This window comes from Kaistella antarctica (genome assembly GCF_900109615.1).
Taxonomy (GTDB): domain Bacteria; phylum Bacteroidota; class Bacteroidia; order Flavobacteriales; family Weeksellaceae; genus Kaistella; species Kaistella antarctica.
This window is the reverse complement of the sequence record NZ_FOIX01000001.1, coordinates 697,892-715,443: the sequence shown is the minus strand read 5'-3', so window position 1 is coordinate 715,443 and position 17,552 is coordinate 697,892. Positions and strand designations below refer to the sequence as shown.

The window sequence follows — 17,552 nt, the reverse complement described above, 5'->3', positions numbered from 1 at the left end:
TTACAGACTATCTTGTCTTTGGGATCGTTCAGATTATAAACCAGATTGATTAGGTGGTATGTTTTTAAAAACCAATTACTTATTGAAATTTATTGCTATTAATATAGAAAGTAACCTTATTATACAGGAAAATCGATTTCAAATCCGACTCCTCTAATCGATTGAATTTTAATCTGCTCATCATGTCGAAAATATTTTCTTATTCTGCTAATAAAAACATCCAAACTTCTCCCTGTAAAATAATCATTGGTTTCCCAAAGTTGATTTAAAATATCATCTCTTTTTATCGTTTGATTATTCTGCTTCAAAAGATAAAGCAAAAGCTCTTTTTCGCGAATGGTTAACCGTACCTTTTCGTTAGGATGGGTCAGCAACAGTTTTTCTGCTTCTAAAGTATATGTTCCGATTTTAAAGTGACTTTCTAAAGTCGCAGGCGACACTCTTTTCAGAATATTTTTAATTCGAAGAATCAATTCTTCAGGATCGCAAGGTTTGGAAATGTAATCATCTGCACCGATTTTCAAGCCGGTTAGTCGGTCTATTTTCTGATTTTTGGCTGATAAAAAAAGCAAAGGGAAATTTGGTTTTTCTTTCAAAATAATTTTAGCCAACGAAAATCCGTCGATATTCGGCATCATAATATCTAAGATTCCAATATTAAATGAGAAATCAGAATCTAAAATTTCAACGACATCCGCAGGGTTTTGAAACCAACTCACTTCAAAATTACTCAGTTCTAAATATTGCTTTAGAATGAGTCCGAAATCTGAATCGTCTTCCACCAAAAGAACTTTAGTTTTCATAAGGCAGATTTATTTTAAAGGTTGTTCCATAAGTTGGTTCGCTCGCAACGATTACCATTCCTTTATATTTCTCAACAATTTTCTGCACGAAATATAGTCCCAACCCAAGACCTTTGGTATAGTGAATATTATTAGATTGTATTCTGTAGAATTTTTCAAAAATATTTTTAAATTCTTTCTTGTCAATTCCCTGACCGTTATCGCTGACTTTAATTTCTAAATTTCGTTCTGTTTGACTCAAATTTATTTTAATGGTAGAAGCACCATATTTCACACTGTTCTCACACAAATTTTTCAAAACAGTTTCCATTAAATTTTTATCAAAAGGAAGTTCTTGTGACGTATTATTTTTAAGAATGAATTGAATAGATGGATTGACAAATGCTAAATCCTGAATGATAAAATCCCAGTCTGCAGCTTTTACTTTTATCATTTCTCCACCATCATCATCATTATGCAACTGAAGCATCAGACCTTCCAAGCGGGAAACTTGTCTTTCAATCAAAGGTAATGTTTTGGGATTCCAATCTTTATTCAAAGTTTTGGTCGCAATTTTCAAGGTTGCAATGGGCGTTTTGAATTCATGCGAAATATTATCAACTACGGCATGCAGAATCACAACTTGCTTCTGTTGTTTAATTAAATTTTTGAGCGTGAAAATATACAAGAGTAAAACACCTAATAGAAGAGCAACACAGGAGAAAATCAGCACGATTAATTCTTTAAAAATAATACTTTTAATATTCAGAATTTCGAAACTCGTTTTGCTTTTCACCAGGAAAACATTGTTTCTGGGAATGTCTTTTTCCTGGTCGGAAACAAAGCTGGAAGAAGTTTCCCAAGTTCCTGTATTTAAAATTCCGGGATTTATTACTTTGTTTTTGGTTTCATAAAGAACGACTGGCTTTTCAATAAGATGAATATTATCTGGCACAAAAAGAATCGACGAAAACTCAATTTTAGCAGCGACTTGATATTTTTCTTTAGCGAATTGCTGATCGACAAACTGACTCACATATTTCTCATTAACCTTTCTGTTCTCTTCAAAGGAATTTAGAAATTGCGTCTTGGTGATTTCTTTATTTTTGAATTCAATAAATCTTTGCTGCAGCGAATCATTGGTGACGGTGATGATTCCACCTTGATTTTCTAACCGATCTGTAAAATTAGTCAGTTGATCATAAACGGTCCTGTAAATTTCTCTTTCTTTTAGCTGATAAGTCTTCACCAGAAAATAAGCTTGAATCCCCATTAACAGTAGAAACAAGATCGTAAAAGCGGCGACAAGATTTTTGCTTTTCGAAATCATAGTAACAAAGATAATTGAATATTGGTTTCCCAATGACCATTAACCCATCATTAACCTTCCGTTAACCGAAATTCTCCCCGACAACAAAGACCTTTGTCTCAATACTTTATAGAATATAATTCTCCTTAATCAAAAACTGATCATCATGTATAAATTCCTGCTTTTCTTATTTTTCCCGCTGATGCTATTTTCTCAAAAACAGAAAATCGAGGGAACGGTTGTTAATATTCAAAATGAAAAACTTCCGCTCGTGACTATTGAAGTTTACGATTTTCAGAATACTTTAATTAAAAAATTAATCACCGGCGAAAATGGTGAATTTTCTTTCGATGAAATTTCTGAATCTTCTATTAAATTAATATTTAAAGATTTGGAATACAATCAATTTGAAGAAGTTATCGACTTGGTCAAATATGATAAGCAACTAAAAATAATTCTGAAAAAAAACATTCAAGACATTGAGGAAGTGGTCATGATCAAACAAAAACCGATAGTTACCAGAAAAATTGACCGCTTATCTTTTAATGTAGAAAACAGCAACATCTCATCTTTGAACGCGTGGGAAATTCTTAAAAAAACACCAGGCGTTTCTGTAAATAATGAAACTTTAACCATCAAAGGAAGCCAGAGTATTTTGGTGACTATCAACGATAAAAAAGTCATGTTGACAGGTGATGAATTAAAAAATCTGTTAGAAAACACGCAAGGTGAAGATATGAAATCGGTCGAAGTAATTACGAATCCTCCCGCAAAATATGAAGCTTCGGGAAGTACGGTTCTCAATATCATAATGAAGAAAAACACCATTGAAGGTTATCGCGGCGTTGTCTCTTCAAAATATGTACAAAGTCAGTATACTAAAGGTGGAGTTGGAATTTCTCAATATTATAAAAAGGATAAAATTTCAGTGATGGCAGGTTACTATTTAGGTGCTGGAACTTATTATCGAGAGGGAACAGATTACGTCAATTATCTTGAAGATCAAACGCGCTGGATCAGTATCATGAATCGGAAAGACCAAAATAGAAGTCAGAATACAGTTAACTTCAATATGGAATATGAGCTTGATAGTCTGACAAATTTGAGCTTCAACTATTCTGGATTTTTTAGTCCAAAATCTTTTGGGAATTATCATGTGCCCACTTTGATTTATAATATTCAGAACGTTGTCGAATCTAATTACACCACTATTAATGATCATTATTCGCGCTCCAACAATAATGCTTTGAGTTTTCAGGTTGACCGGAAATTGAATGATAAAAGTAAAATAAGTTGGGTCAATTATTTCGCTGGAAACAATGCTCGGAAATATCAGAACGTGCTTACTTATTTAGATTTTATTAATCAGGATCCTAAGGAAAATAATTTTACAACCAATAACAGAAGTGATGTTCAGCTCTACTCTACTCAAGTAGATTATGAGTGGAAAAACGAAAAATGGGAAGTTGAATCAGGCGCAAAATATAGTTTTGTAAAAACCAACAGCGTGCTAGACTTTTCAGAAAACGAAAAAGGAGAACTTCAATACCGATCTGATAAAAGCAATACTTTTGATTATCGAGAACATAATTTCGCTTTATATTCTTCTGTTGCTTACAATTCTGGAAAATGGAATTTTAAAGCAGGTTTGCGCGCCGAGAAAACAGATTTAGAAGGCATCGTTTCAGAACCGTATGAATTGAGTGAAAATGATTATTGGAAATTGTTTCCGACTTTATATGCGCAATATACCACCACGAGTAACCATCAATTTGGATTATCTTACGGCAAGCGAATCAGCAGACCTTCTTATTCCTGGTTAAATCCGGCAAAGTCTTACTATAATTTATTTTCCTATTTCCAAGGTGATCCGAAATTAAAAGCCACGATGGTTCACAACCTCAATCTCACTTATACCTGGAAAGATTGGAATCTGGATTTTTATTACCGTAAAGAAATCAATCCATCGATGGAAATTTCATTTCAAGATCCATCGACCACCAATCTAATCTATCATTTTACCAATATCGAAAAAGGTCAGGCTTATGGTTTAAGTTTCTATAAAAATTTTCAAATAAAACCTTGGTGGAGTTTAAGTGTTTCTGAAAATCTGGAACATAATGAAAACTATTTTGTGGGAGTTGATGCCGTTTTATATAAAAACAAAGTCTGGAACTGGTCTTCCGATCTTTCCACCAGTTTTACTTTGGATAAAAAAAGCGATTGGAACATAGAAATTGGGCATCAATATAACTCACCTTCTATACAGGGAACATTTACCATTTCAGGTTTTTCAGCTACTTATTTGGTGATGAATAGAACGTTTTGGAGTAAGAAATTAGAAGCAAGCCTTTTCTTTAATGATATTTTTAAAACCTCTCAGCAAAAAGTCACGACTAAATACGCGAATCAGGACAATTACTTTTTGGATTATACTGATACGCAAAATTTAATTATTTCGATCAAATTTAATTTTGGAAATCAGGCTGTGAAGAGTGCGAAGACTATTGAAAAGGCCGATGAGCAGAATCGAATGTAGACAGACTTTAGTAAAAGCACCCAGATTTTAGAAGAGAAATTTACTTCTATTTTTAACCTAATTTCCCAAAGAACACCTCCTTTTTAAATAAAAAAAAGAATCCATCATGACTGATGGATTCTAAAAACACAAATGATGAAAAAAAATTTGTTCATTACTTTCACAAGCTTTGAACACTGCAAAGATTAGCTTATTTTTCTAGATAACAAAATGTTTCCCGAAGTATTTTCCATTTTGCCAACAAAAGTCATCATAGATAAAAGACATGACTTTGACTAGGGGATGCAAATATTCATATAACAACAGCTATAAAAAACATAATTTCTGCAGTGATACTGTGAAAATTCTTCTCGGATAAACAGTTTGCTTACTCACTAGGTCTAAAAACCAATCCGCTCTCATCAAAATAATCCAGGATAATTCGGTCGCCGTCATTTACATTTCCAGCGAGAATTTCTTTGGACAGTTTATTTAAAACTTCCTGCTGCAGAACTCTTTTTAGCGGTCTTGCTCCGAAACTTGGATCATAACCTTTGTTTGTGATGTATTGAATTGCATCTTCTGTAGCAGTCATCATAATGCCTTTTTTTGCCAGCATCTCATTAAATCCACGCAACTGATAATTGACAATTTTACCAATTTCTTTTTTACTTAAAGGTTGGAAGAGCACCGTTTCATCAATTCTATTTAAAAACTCTGGTCTCAAAGTCTGCTTCAGCAAAGCAAAAACTTCTTCTTTTGTTTTCGCAACAATTTCCGTCACATTCTCGTCGGTTATTTTTTCAAAGTTTTCTTGAATGATATGGGAACCTAAATTCGATGTCATTATGATAATTGAATTTTTGAAATTCACGACTCTGCCTTTACTATCCGTTAATCGTCCATCATCCAAAACTTGCAACAACGTATTAAAAACATCAGGATGCGCTTTTTCAATTTCATCTAAAAGCACGACTGAATAAGGTCTTCTTCTCACCGCTTCCGTTAGTTGACCGCCTTCATCGTAACCGACATATCCGGGAGGCGCGCCAACCAAACGCGATACCGAATGTCTTTCCTGGTATTCACTCATGTCAATTCGAGTCATGTTATTTTCATCATCGAATAGATATTCTGCCAGCGCTTTTGCCAACTCCGTTTTTCCCACGCCAGTAGTTCCGAGGAATAAGAAACTACCGATGGGTTTTTTCTCGTCACTCAAACCTGCTCGATTTCTTCTGATGGCATCGGCAACCGCTTCAATTGCTTCTTCCTGACCAACGACTCTTTTGTGAAGTTCGTCTTCTAAATGCAATAACTTTTCTCTTTCGGATTGAATTAATTTAGTGACGGGAATTCCAGTCCATTTTGAAATGACTTCGGAAATCATTTCCGCCGTAACCTCTTCTTTAATCAATTCATTTTGATGGTTTTGCATTTCCAATTCTAACTTCTGCAAATCATCTTCTTTCTCTTTAATTTTCCCGTATTGAATTTCAGCAACCTTCGCATAATCTCCAATTCTGGAGGCGCGTTCCGCTTCTAATTTTAGCGCTTCAATATCTTTTTTAATGGAAGTTAGATCTTCAGATTTCTGTTTCTCCTTCAACCATTTCGCATTGATTTCATTTCGCTCTGCTGAAACTTTAGAAATATCTTCTTTTAGATGCTGAACTCTGATATCGTTTCCTTCTCTTGAAATCGCCGCTAATTCAATTTCCATCTGCATTAATCTACGATCCAAAACATCGAGTTCTTCAGGTTTTGAATTGATTTCCATTCTCAACTTAGCCGAAGCTTCGTCAATCAAATCGATGGCTTTATCCGGTAAAAAACGATCTGATATATAGCGCTGAGATTGTTCTACGGCTGCAATAATCGCTTCGTCTTTGATCCGAACTTTATGGTGCGCTTCATATTTATCTTTAATTCCACGCAAAATAGAAATCGCTGATTCGGTATCAGGTTCTTCCACCATCACCTTTTGAAATCGTCTTTCTAAGGCTTTATCTTTTTCAAAATATTTTTGATATTCATTTAAAGTCGTTGCACCAATAGCTCTAAGTTCGCCTCTCGCCAAAGCTGGTTTTAGAATATTTGCAGCATCCATGGCTCCGTCTCCTCCACCGGCGCCAACCAAAGTATGAATTTCATCGATGAATAATATGATTTGTCCATCAGAGTTAGTGACTTCATTGATGACCGATTTTAATCGTTCTTCAAATTCACCCTTGTATTTCGCACCAGCGATCAAAGCGCCCATATCTAAAGAATACAGAGTTTTATCCTGCAAATTTTCTGGAATATCACCTGAAATAATTCGATGTGCGATCCCTTCTGCGATCGCAGTTTTACCAACTCCAGGTTCACCGATTAAGATTGGATTGTTTTTAGTTCTTCTGGACAGAATTTGCAACACACGACGTATCTCTTCATCTCGTCCAATTACGGGATCAAGTTTTCCCTCCGCTGCGAGTTCATTAAAATTCTTGGCGTATTTATTTAAACTTTGATAGGTTTCTTCTGAACTTGCGGAAGTTGCTTTAGACCCTTTTCGCAATTCTTTGATCGCCATTTCTAACCCATTTTTGGTGATGCCCATATCCTTGAGCATCTTAGAAACGTCAGAATTTACATCCAGAAGACAAAGCCACACATGTTCAATGGTGACGAATTCATCATCCATTTTTTTAGCAACATTCGGAGCATCGAGCAAAACCTTATTTGCAGTTTGCGATAGATAGATATTTCCACCTTCCACCTTTGGTAGTTTTTCGATATTCTCGCGGTTTCTTTCTCGAACTAATGTTAATTCAGCTTCTGATTTCTTCAATAAAAAATCAGAGATATTTTCGTCGATCTGGAAAATCCCTTCTAATATATGCTGCGGTTCAATGCTTTGATTGCCAAACTCCATTGCAATTTGTTGCGCTTTCTGAATGGCTTCCTGTGATTTTACGGTATATTGATTTAAATTCATAGTAATAATTTTTTAGGTTTCAGAAACAGTAAGAATCCATATAAAGCTACGAATTCTTACTCCTTCCTATCAATCTATTTTTAATTCTGATTCCTTATCCTCAAAAAGCATTCTATTCAATATTATTACTAAAAAGCGGTCATAATTTCCGAATTCAATAATTTTTAAATAAAAATTCAAGTCATTATTTCCGAATTCAGAGTTTTCTCCTCATTTAGTTAAGACAAATTGGAGATCAGAAAGCAAAATCTATTATCAATAGAATCCGACAATGAGCGAAATCCTTTCCGTGAGTTTCAAAAAATAAGTATATTTGTTGAACACCCATTTATTGAGATTTTAAAACAATATGCATCATTTTCATCAACTTAAAGCAACCAAAGTATCTAAGGAAACCAACGATTGTATTCATATCGGATTCGAAATTCCAGATCACTTAAAACACGAGTTTTCATTTAAACAAGGACAATATATTAATGTAAGGTTTGTTTTTGGGGAAGAAGATTTGCGCAGAAGTTATTCCATCATCAATGCTCCAAGTGAAGACAACCCTGAATTAGAAATATTGGTCAAACATCTGGACCAGGGAAAAGTTTCCACTTATTTAAATCAAGAATTAAAAGAAGGTGATCTGGTAGAAATCATGGCGCCGTCTGGACATTTCTATACGCACTATCATGTTTCTAATGAGAAAACGTATATTGGTTTAGCTGCAGGAAGTGGGATTTCTCCCGTATTATCAAATATCAAAGAAGCGCTTTATCAGGAGCCTAAGAGTTCCGCTTATCTTTTCTTTAGCAATAGAAGTTTTGTAGACATCATTTTTAAAAAGGAAATTGATGAATTGGTAGAGAAATTTGACGGAAGATTAAAAGTGATTTTTTTGGTATCGAGAGAAAAGCATTTTGAAGATGAACTTTTTGAAGGACGTATTTCAGCAGAAAAACTGGATCTTTTATTTCAAAGATTTACAGATATTCCAGTTCAGGAATCCACTTATTTTATTTGTGGACCGTCTGAAATGATCAAAGGAATTTCTGACTATTTGAAAAAAGAAAAGAAAGTTCCGTCGCTGCAAATCATGTACGAATATTACGCGGCGCCAGATGAAGAAGGGAATGCAGAAATGAGTGAAGAATTCAAAGCGATCCCGAATCTAGAAAGCATGGTTACTTTAATTATTGATGATGATGAATATTCATTTCACCTTAATTCAAAGAAAAACAGTATTTTAGACCAAGCGTTGGCTGAGAAACTTCCGGTTCCATTTGCGTGTAAAGGAGGAGTCTGCTGTACCTGCAAAGCGCAGGTGATGGAAGGAGAAGTTTTTATGGATAAAAATTTCGCTTTGACTGAAGATGAAGTTGCGCGAGGATTTGTATTAACTTGTCAATGCCACCCGACGACTAATGTCGTCATGTTAAACTACGACGTCTAACTGATTATTTAAAAAAACGAACTATCATGAGAAACTGGAATTTCATCTCTTTAATAGAAATAGATAAAGAGTTTAAAGTAGAAGGAATCAATATTTGGAATCATTATTGGCATTGCTCTGATCGAAAGATTGAGGTAATTGGGCCACTTAGTGGAAATCCATACCTCTTCAATGAGTACGAAATTAGAAGTCCGGAAAAGACCATAACCTTTGTTGTTGGCGAATTCTCAGAAGGGCGAATCGGACTTTATTTAATGGAAGAAGATGCAATTACTGCACACCAGTCTTCCCATGTTAATTAATTAAAAAGCCAAATCATGAATCAAGAAAAATTTTTACAATACGTACAGGCCGAAAATAAAGTAGAACCAAAAGATGTAATGCCCGATGATTACAGAAAACTACTGGTTCGTCAGATTTCGCAACACGCCCATTCCGAAATAGTAGGAATGCTCCCGGAAGCCAACTGGATTTCGCGTGCTCCGACCTTAAGAAGAAAAATGGCGCTTTTAGCAAAAATTCAAGATGAAGCTGGACACGGTCTTTATTTATACGCGGCTACAGAAACTTTGAATAACGGTGAAATCGCTGCGGATAGAGATTCTACCTATAACGATATGCTTTCTGGAAAAGCAAAATACTCCAGCATTTTTAATTATCCTGCACTTTCTTGGGCAGATATTGGTGCAATTGGCTGGCTCGTTGATGGCGCTGCAATTATGAATCAAGTCATGTTGATGGGAAATTCTTACGGACCTTATTCCAGAGCGATGGTGAGGATTTGTAAAGAAGAATCTTTTCACCAAAGACAAGGTTATGAAATTTTGATGACACTTTGCCGCGGTACAAAAGAACAAAAAGATTTAGCTCAAGAAGCACTCAACCGTTTCTGGTGGCCAGCTTTAATGATGTTCGGACCGAATGATGCTGATTCTCCTAACTCTCAGAAATCGATGAATTATCGAGTGAAGCGTGAGAGTAATGATGATCTTCGACAAAGGTTTGTTGACGTGACTGTTTCTCAAGCAGATTTCTTAGGCTTAAAGGTTCCAGACGAAAATTTAAAATGGAATGAGGAAACTCAACATTACGACTTCGGAGAATTGCCTTGGGATGAGTTTATGGAAGTTTTGAAAGGGAACGGTCCATGTAATAAGAAACGTTTGGAAACAAAACGAAAAGCACAACGCGAACATTCTTGGGTGAAAGAAGCGGCGATTGCGTTTGCGGCGAATTTAAAAGAGGAAACCGTAAATCAATAAAAAGGAATGTTTGAAATCATTTTGTTTCTAATCTTTTTTTCTATTTTTATCATTATTGCTTTAGAATGCACCTACAATTTAATATATAATGATAAAATATCAAAAGGTTCACGCTTTTATCTTGTAATTGGGTTATTCATAAGCAATTATATTCTTTTAATAATAACAGATTTTAACCTAGATAGGGCAGGTGAAGTATTTCAAAATAGAATTGTAGGCACACTAGAAAAAGATGATATTTTTTTCAAAACGACTTTGTTACTTTTAGCACTATTTATTTTTTATAATTTTAGATTTAGAAAGGAAAATTAATGATTTGGCAAGGACGTTTCGATGGTGATGAACCATTATATCACCGAATTTTTCAAAGGGTTTCTTTGGAAGAGAATTACGACAATATTTTAAAGAACGATTTCGTTTTGCATGGCTTTGCGGTTGATGAAGGAGTAAAAAGAAATAAAGGAATAGTTGGGGCGAAAGATGCACCCGACGTTATGCGCAAAAACATGTCCAACTTTCCTGTCATTAATCCGAATTTCAATTTAAAAGATTTTGGAAATATCAATTGTGAAAATGAAGATTTAGAACACACTCAGAATAAATTAGCTGACAAAGTTCAACTCGTTTTGCAGAAGGGTGGAAAATCAGTTGTTTTCGGAGGCGGACATGAAGTAATGTTTGCGCATTACTCTGGAATTAAAAAAGCGTTTCCAACTCAGAAAATTGGAATCATTAACATTGATGCGCATTTCGACAACCGGGAAATCGACCCTACAATTGGCGCAAGTTCTGGGACTGGGTTTTGGCAAGTTGCACAAGAAGGAAACATCCATTCTCTACATATCGGAATTCAGCGGAATTCAAATACTTTAAAACTATTCGACACTGCGCATCAAGCTGGAATCAAATATATCTTAGCAGATGAACTTTTCTTCGAGAATCTCCCAACTCTATATCCTAAAATCGAGGATTTTATTTCAGAATCAGATGTCATTTATCTGACAATTTGCATGGACGTTTTCAATGTTGCCATCGCTCCAGGTGTTTCAGCTTTAGCTTATAATGGAATTTTTGCGGATGCTAGTTTTATGCATATTTTCAGAAAGATCATTCAATCAGAAAAACTAATGGCGATGGATGTTGCAGAAATTAATCCATCTTATGACACCAATGAAATCACATCGAGATTAGCCGGTTCCCTAGTTAATGAATGGTTCATGCTGGCTGAATGATTTATTTTTCTCCGTCTATTTCTATAAAAATTTCAGCAAACTTTCTGTAATTCAGATAAAATCATGCTCCGTACGGTGGTAGTTTTTAGCTAAAGCAATACTTATGTTTAGGATAACTTATTGAGTTTCACGCTTTCAAAAAACAATACCTCAAAACAATCGCATTTGTGCGATATTAATATTATATTCGCATTATGCTATCAGAGAAAAATAGGTTCAGTTACCATTAAAATGAGTTTTACTAATTATTTAAAATTTAGTAAAAAAAGTTCAAATGTTAAAGAATTTTATATCTTTGCAGCAACTAACAATTAATTAAAAATAATTTACTATGTCAGACATTGCATCAAGAGTAAAGGCGATTATCGCGGACAAACTCGACGTTGAAGAAACAGAAGTAACTCCAGAAGCTAGCTTCACTAACGATTTAGGAGCTGATTCTTTGGATACTGTAGAATTAATCATGGAATTCGAAAAAGAATTTAATATTCAGATTCCTGATGATCAAGCAGAAAAAATTACTACGGTAGGACACGCTATTGCTTACATTGAAGAAGTAGTAAACAAATAGTATTCTATCAACAAAGAAAAATTTATGGAATTAAAAAGAGTAGTTGTAACTGGCTTTGGCGCTATTACACCTGTTGGAAATAACGCTAAAGAATTCTGGGAAAGCCTTATAAAAGGCGAGAGCGGAGCTGCCCCGATTACTCTTTTTGATGCCACAAAATTCAAAACCAATTTCGCGTGTGAAGTAAAAAATTTCGATCCATTTGCTCATTTTGAAAAAAAGGAAGCTAAAAAAATGGACCGAAACACGCAATTAGGTCTTGTTGCTGCTAGAGAAGCCGTGGAACATTCTGGCATCATTGCAGACAACGTAGATAAAAATCGTGTAGGCGTTATTTGGGGTTCAGGAATTGGCGGTTTAGAAACTTTCGAAAAAGAAGTGTTGGGCTGGGCGAATACAGATATTCCCAGATTCAATCCTTTTTTTATTCCAAAGATGATCGTTGATATCACACCAGGACATATCTCTATTGAATACGGCTTTCACGGTCCTAACTATGCAACGGTTTCTGCCTGCGCATCTTCAGCTAATGCACTCATCGATTCTAAGATGCTTATCCAATTAGGAAAAGCAGATGTAATTGTTTGTGGCGGATCTGAAGCAGCAGTTACGGCAAGTGGCGTCGGTGGCTTTAATGCTATGATGGCGCTTTCGACTAGAAACGATAGTCCTACCACTGCCTCAAGACCTTTCGATAAAGATCGAGATGGTTTTGTACTTGGCGAAGGAGCTGGTTGTATTATTTTGGAGGAATATGAGCATGCCTTAAAAAGAGGTGCAACAATTTATGCTGAGCTAAAAGGCGGCGGAATGAGTGCTGATGCCTATCATATGACTGCACCACATCCGGAAGGGTTGGGCGCTTATCTCGTAATGAAAAACTGTCTAGAAGACGCTGGCATTACTGCCGATGAAGTAGATCACATCAATATGCATGGGACTTCTACTCCATTGGGAGATGTTGCAGAATCTAATGCAATTTCAAAATTACTGGGAGAGCACGCTTTCGATATTCAGATCAATTCTACCAAATCGATGACTGGCCATTTACTTGGCGCAGCGGGAGTTGTAGAAGCGATTGCAGCGATCCACACCATTATTCACAATATTGTACCACCTACCATTAATCATTTTACGGATGATGAAAGGATTGACAACAGATTGAATTTCACATTTAATCATGCAGTTAAAAAAGAAGTGAATGTGGCGATGAGTAATACTTTCGGTTTCGGAGGGCACAACGCTTGTGTACTCTTTACCAAAATTTAAGACCCTTAAAATTCTATGGAGTTAAAGAAATACATTTCTAAATTCCTAGCCAGACGAAAAAAAAGTCTATCTGAAAAAGACTACTATTTAAGCAACGAAATAGCCAAAATTACGGGTGTTTCTGTTCAAAATATTAATCTTTACCGGGAGGCATTTTCTTTAAAATCATCCGCGAAAAACAAACAACTTAAAAACTACGAGCGATTGGAGTTCTTAGGTGATTCGGTGTTGGGAACAATTATTTCTTGCCATCTTTTTGCGACTTATCCTGAGGCAAATGAAGGCTACCTTACACAGATGAAGTCGAAAATTGTCAACCGGAAAAATCTCAATAAATTAGGAACCGAACTTTCCTTGACCAAGTTTCTGCAAAACGAATCCAATACTTCTCTCAGTGAAAATCTGGCGGGAAATTTATTTGAGGCCTTAGTTGGCGCAATTTATCTGGACCAAGATTACGATACCTGTCGGAAAATTATTCTAGAACGGTTGTTGACACCTTCAGCAATTAATCAGCTTGAGAATAAAATTATTAGTTATAAAGGATTGCTTTTGGAATGGAGCCAAAAGAAAAAAGTCGTCATTAAGTATGAGACTTTAGAGGAAATGCAACCGAATAAGAATTTAGTTTTTAGAACCCACGTTTGGTTGAATCAAGAGAGAGTTTCAAATGCGACGGAAACTTCTAAGAAAAAAGCAGAAGAAAAAGCAGCGCAAAGAGCTTTCTATATTTTAAATAAAAAACAGTGTATCCTTGAAAGCCCAAAAGTTCACTCTTGAGATCGATGAAGACGACGAAATTACTTTAGGATTAGTTCGCCTTGTAAAAGAAGTTCCTGATTACGAACTTTTTCACCATCTCAATACGCTGAACCCGTTCAAGTTTACTCGGATTACTGATTTAATTTTTCATGGTCAGTATTATGACTATCATTTTCCGAGATTTGAGACCTTTCATCACGACACGAAAATCTGCATTCATTTTATTTCCAACCAATCCAGTCAGAGTTTTCAAAAGAAAAGTTCGACAGAACTATTTAATACAGAAGGAATTACCAAAAATTTACTGGACCATTTCCCCGATGTTAACTATATCATTAAAACATCAGAACCATTTGTTGATTTTTCAGTAATTTTGCATCCTGAAAATCTAATGTTTCAAATACAGGATTTTCAACTAAGCCCTATCGAGGAGCTTTATCAATTAATTCAATATTATGAATAAATATTTAAAAAAGACAAAAATCATTGCAACTCTAGGACCCGCATCTTCTGATAAAGAAACGATGCTACAGTTGGTTTTAGCTGGTGTTGACATATTTAGAATAAATTTTTCCCATGCCGACTACGACATTGTAAAAAAGAACGTAGAAACCATCCGAGAAATTAATGAAGAGCTTGGGCAGTCTGTTGGGATCTTAGGAGATTTACAAGGTCCAAAACTTCGTGTAGGAGTGGTGAAAGAAGGATCTTATTTGAATCCAGGAGATATCTTAACATTTACCAATGAAAATATCGAAGGAGATTCTAAACGAGTTTTCATGACTTATCAAAAGTTCCCACAAGATGTGAAAGTGGGCGAAAGGATTTTGATTGATGACGGCAAACTGGTTTTAGAAGTTATTGAGACCAATGAAATCGATACTGTAAAAGCGAAAACTATTCAAGGTGGACCGTTGAGTTCTAAGAAAGGAGTTAATCTCCCTAATACGAACGTTTCGCTTCCTGCCTTAACCGAGAAGGATATCGCTGATGCGAACTTTATCTTGGATTTAGAACTAGACTGGATTGCTTTATCTTTTGTTCGTCATGCTCAGGATATTATTGATTTAAAGGAAATCATTAAAAACCACCCAACCAATAAGCAGAAAACGCCAATCATTGCAAAGATTGAAAAACCAGAAGGTGTCAGAAATATTGATGAAATTCTTTTGGAATGCGATGGATTAATGGTTGCCCGTGGAGATTTAGGTGTTGAAGTTCCGATGGAAGAAGTTCCTGCAATTCAGAAAAACTTGGTTGAGAAAGCCCGTAAATATTCAAAACCAGTAATTATCGCTACTCAAATGATGGAAACGATGATCACAAGCTTAACCCCAACGAGAGCAGAAGTGAACGACGTTGCCAACTCCGTACTTGATGGTGCAGATGCAGTGATGCTTTCTGGTGAAACTTCAGTTGGACGTTATCCTGTAGATGTGGTGAAAAACATGTCGAAAATTATTAAAAATATTGAGCAGACTCATTTTTACAGAACTAAAAACTCACCGATTGAACACGATTTCGATTGTATAGATGAACGTTTTATTACGAATAGAATTTGTCTGGCTGCTGTAAGAATTGCAAAAACAACCAATGTAGAAGCCATCATTACCTTAACTTATTCAGGTTACACGGCTTTCCAGATTTCTGCTCACCGACCGAACTCTAATATCATTGTTTTCAGTTCAAACCAACGCGTGATAACCATGTTGAATTTATTGTGGGGAGTTAGAGCCTTCTATTATGATATGCAGAAATCGACTGACGAAACCATCATCCAAGTTAATATGTTAGCGCATACGCACGGATATGTGGAGCAAGGTGATTTCGTATTGAATCTTAACGCTACGCCAGCTTACGAAGATGGTAAGACAAATACTTTGAGATTAACCACCATCTAATTTATTTAAAATAGAAATTAAATTGCGTTCTTCTGGGACGCAATTTTTATTTAAGTTGGGGAAAAACTACAAATTTTCTGCTAAATTTTAAGTGTCAAATAAATGAGCCGTAAAAGATTTTTCTCATTTTTAAAATTTAAAAAAGACGAAACATCTATATATTTCGTCTATCTGAAATTTTACTTTCATCATTTGTATTGCGGGAACAAAAATACAGCTAAAAAAACATTTTTATCCAGTACAAGTTTGTACAGTTCTATCTGTTTAATATTTATTAAATTAGCTTTAATAATTTAAATAACAAATGGATACCGAAAGGAAAATTTTTATAGAGTTAAGAAAAGCGGTCTCAACTAAGTTAGGGAAAGAAATTTCTTCTTCTTCCCACTGCGATGAGCTTTCCATTGAGCTCAAAAAAATCGGGTTTATTATTAACGCCCAAACCTTTCGGCGATTTTTTGGATTAATTAAAAGCAGCGGCAACTTCCATATATTTACCTTAGATGCACTTTCGCAATATTGCGAATTTCCCGATTTCAGCAGTTTTAAAAAAAACCTCATCGAAAATGAACTGGATATCTTTTTCGGCGATTTAGATGGGAAACATCCAGAATTTAATTATTGGGCATTGAGTGAAAATATCTGTCGGAAAATTATAGATTCGCCCTCCATGTTAGCAAGTGTTCATCATCAACTTGTAAAATATCCTTTAGCCCGAACTTTTTTCATAGAACATCATCCCTTGCGTGATTTGGCTGGAACCGTTTATGCACAATACTTCCACGATTATTTAAAATATGAACATGCTAATGAAGCCAAATTATTTGCTTACGGTTTTCTGTATATGAGTGCATTTTTAACGGAGAACGGTGAATTCATGGAAATCTATGCCCAAAAAATACGCGAAACAGAACTGACGTCTGAAGTGTATGTTTTACCAGCAGCCAGAAAATTCGGAGTAGCCCTTCTCCAATCATGGCTAAAAAAAGACGAGCGATATTTTAAAGAAACTTATAATCAAATGTTAGTTGCACGGGAAACTTATAAAGAGTCTTCTGAAAAATCCGTTTGCAGTTTTGAGTATGCCGTGTTGGAACATTTAATCTTTACCGATAAGACCGAAGAAATGCGGTTTTTGATTGAGAATAATACTTTTCAAATACATCGCGATCGGGAGTTTGTCCCACAAGATCGTAAAGAAAACCACGAAGTCTGCTGGAATATTATGTGTGCAGTAGCATATTTGAAAATGGAAGAATATGCTGAGTGTGAAATATATCTCAATAAAGTCCATTTAGGAGAACTTTCCTTGGGTTGGAAAAAATACTATTCCATACTTTTTTACTTTGTGAAATATGAGTTTGCAAATTTTGAAGAAAAGTTGGTCATCGAAAATAAACTTTCGGGGTTAATTGAGGACACTCACATGGTTTACTTTTCAAAGCAGCTTAAAAGCTTAGTCAATAAAAATCTTGAAAATAAAAATTTCGCGGCCATATCCTAAAAAAATAATCCGCTCAATAAATTG

The 17,552-nt window shown here is 35.3% G+C and carries 14 protein-coding genes; 11 read left to right on the top strand and 3 right to left on the bottom strand.

Features of this window, described 5'->3' with window-relative positions; all coding sequences use genetic code 11:
* Positions 1-119: 119 nt before the first annotated feature.
* Together BMX49_RS03375 and BMX49_RS03370 are read right to left on the bottom strand one after the other, a co-directional pair.
* The gene (locus BMX49_RS03375; protein WP_034718642.1) at positions 120-803 is read right to left on the bottom strand and encodes a response regulator transcription factor; all 684 of its coding nucleotides are present in this window, start codon (positions 801-803) and stop codon (positions 120-122) included.
* Entirely contained in the window at positions 793-2,112 is a 1,320-nt protein-coding gene (locus BMX49_RS03370; protein ID WP_034718640.1) for a sensor histidine kinase, read from the bottom strand. The genes BMX49_RS03375 and BMX49_RS03370 overlap by 11 nt, the downstream gene beginning before the upstream one ends.
* A 145-nt stretch (positions 2,113-2,257) precedes the next feature.
* On the opposite strand from BMX49_RS03370, the gene BMX49_RS03365 reads away from it, so the two are divergent.
* Positions 2,258-4,630: an outer membrane beta-barrel family protein gene (locus BMX49_RS03365; protein ID WP_034718639.1), complete on the top strand. Its 2,373-nt coding sequence runs from the start codon at positions 2,258-2,260 to the stop codon at positions 4,628-4,630.
* 367 nt (positions 4,631-4,997) lie between these two features.
* Here the strand turns inward: BMX49_RS03365 and clpB are convergent, their stop codons facing one another.
* On the bottom strand, positions 4,998-7,589 hold the full coding sequence (clpB, locus tag BMX49_RS03360) for an ATP-dependent chaperone ClpB (RefSeq protein WP_034718637.1): 2,592 nt from the start codon (positions 7,587-7,589) through the stop codon (positions 4,998-5,000).
* A gap of 349 nt (positions 7,590-7,938) precedes the next feature.
* Here clpB and BMX49_RS03355 point away from each other — a divergent pair, with 349 nt between their 5' ends.
* The 10 genes from BMX49_RS03355 (at position 7,939) to BMX49_RS03305 (ending at position 17,528) form a co-directional block, all read left to right on the top strand.
* Entirely contained in the window at positions 7,939-9,027 is a 1,089-nt protein-coding gene (locus tag BMX49_RS03355) for an FAD-binding oxidoreductase (protein WP_034718636.1), read from the top strand.
* Between the two features lie 26 nt (positions 9,028-9,053).
* Positions 9,054-9,329, top strand: a complete 276-nt coding sequence (locus BMX49_RS03350; protein ID WP_051803670.1) for a hypothetical protein — start codon at positions 9,054-9,056, stop codon at positions 9,327-9,329.
* 15 nt (positions 9,330-9,344) lie between these two features.
* Positions 9,345-10,289 carry a 1,2-phenylacetyl-CoA epoxidase subunit PaaA gene (gene paaA / locus BMX49_RS03345; protein WP_034718634.1) on the top strand — a complete coding sequence of 315 codons (945 nt, stop codon included), beginning with the start codon at positions 9,345-9,347 and terminating at the stop codon, positions 10,287-10,289.
* Between the two features lie 311 nt (positions 10,290-10,600).
* The gene (gene hutG / locus BMX49_RS03335) at positions 10,601-11,521 is read left to right on the top strand and encodes a formimidoylglutamase (protein ID WP_034718631.1); all 921 of its coding nucleotides are present in this window, start codon (positions 10,601-10,603) and stop codon (positions 11,519-11,521) included.
* A 331-nt stretch (positions 11,522-11,852) separates the two neighbouring features.
* The gene (locus BMX49_RS03330) at positions 11,853-12,092 is read left to right on the top strand and encodes an acyl carrier protein (protein ID WP_002976354.1); all 240 of its coding nucleotides are present in this window, start codon (positions 11,853-11,855) and stop codon (positions 12,090-12,092) included.
* 24 nt (positions 12,093-12,116) lie between these two features.
* Positions 12,117-13,361 carry a beta-ketoacyl-ACP synthase II gene (fabF, locus tag BMX49_RS03325; protein ID WP_034718630.1) on the top strand — a complete coding sequence of 415 codons (1,245 nt, stop codon included), beginning with the start codon at positions 12,117-12,119 and terminating at the stop codon, positions 13,359-13,361.
* 15 nt (positions 13,362-13,376) lie between these two features.
* Positions 13,377-14,141 (top strand): ribonuclease III, encoded by a 765-nt coding sequence (rnc, locus tag BMX49_RS03320; protein ID WP_034718628.1) that lies wholly within the window; start codon positions 13,377-13,379, stop codon positions 14,139-14,141.
* Positions 14,116-14,586, top strand: coding sequence for an IPExxxVDY family protein (locus BMX49_RS03315; protein ID WP_034718626.1), 471 nt, complete (start codon positions 14,116-14,118; stop codon positions 14,584-14,586). Before rnc ends, BMX49_RS03315 begins: the two co-directional genes overlap by 26 nt.
* Complete coding sequence (gene pyk, locus BMX49_RS03310; RefSeq protein ID WP_034718625.1) at positions 14,579-16,024, top strand: pyruvate kinase; 1,446 nt, start codon at positions 14,579-14,581, stop codon at positions 16,022-16,024. The genes BMX49_RS03315 and pyk overlap by 8 nt, the downstream gene beginning before the upstream one ends.
* A 304-nt stretch (positions 16,025-16,328) precedes the next feature.
* Entirely contained in the window at positions 16,329-17,528 is a 1,200-nt protein-coding gene (locus tag BMX49_RS03305; protein ID WP_034718623.1) for a hypothetical protein, read from the top strand.
* Positions 17,529-17,552 lie beyond the last annotated feature (24 nt).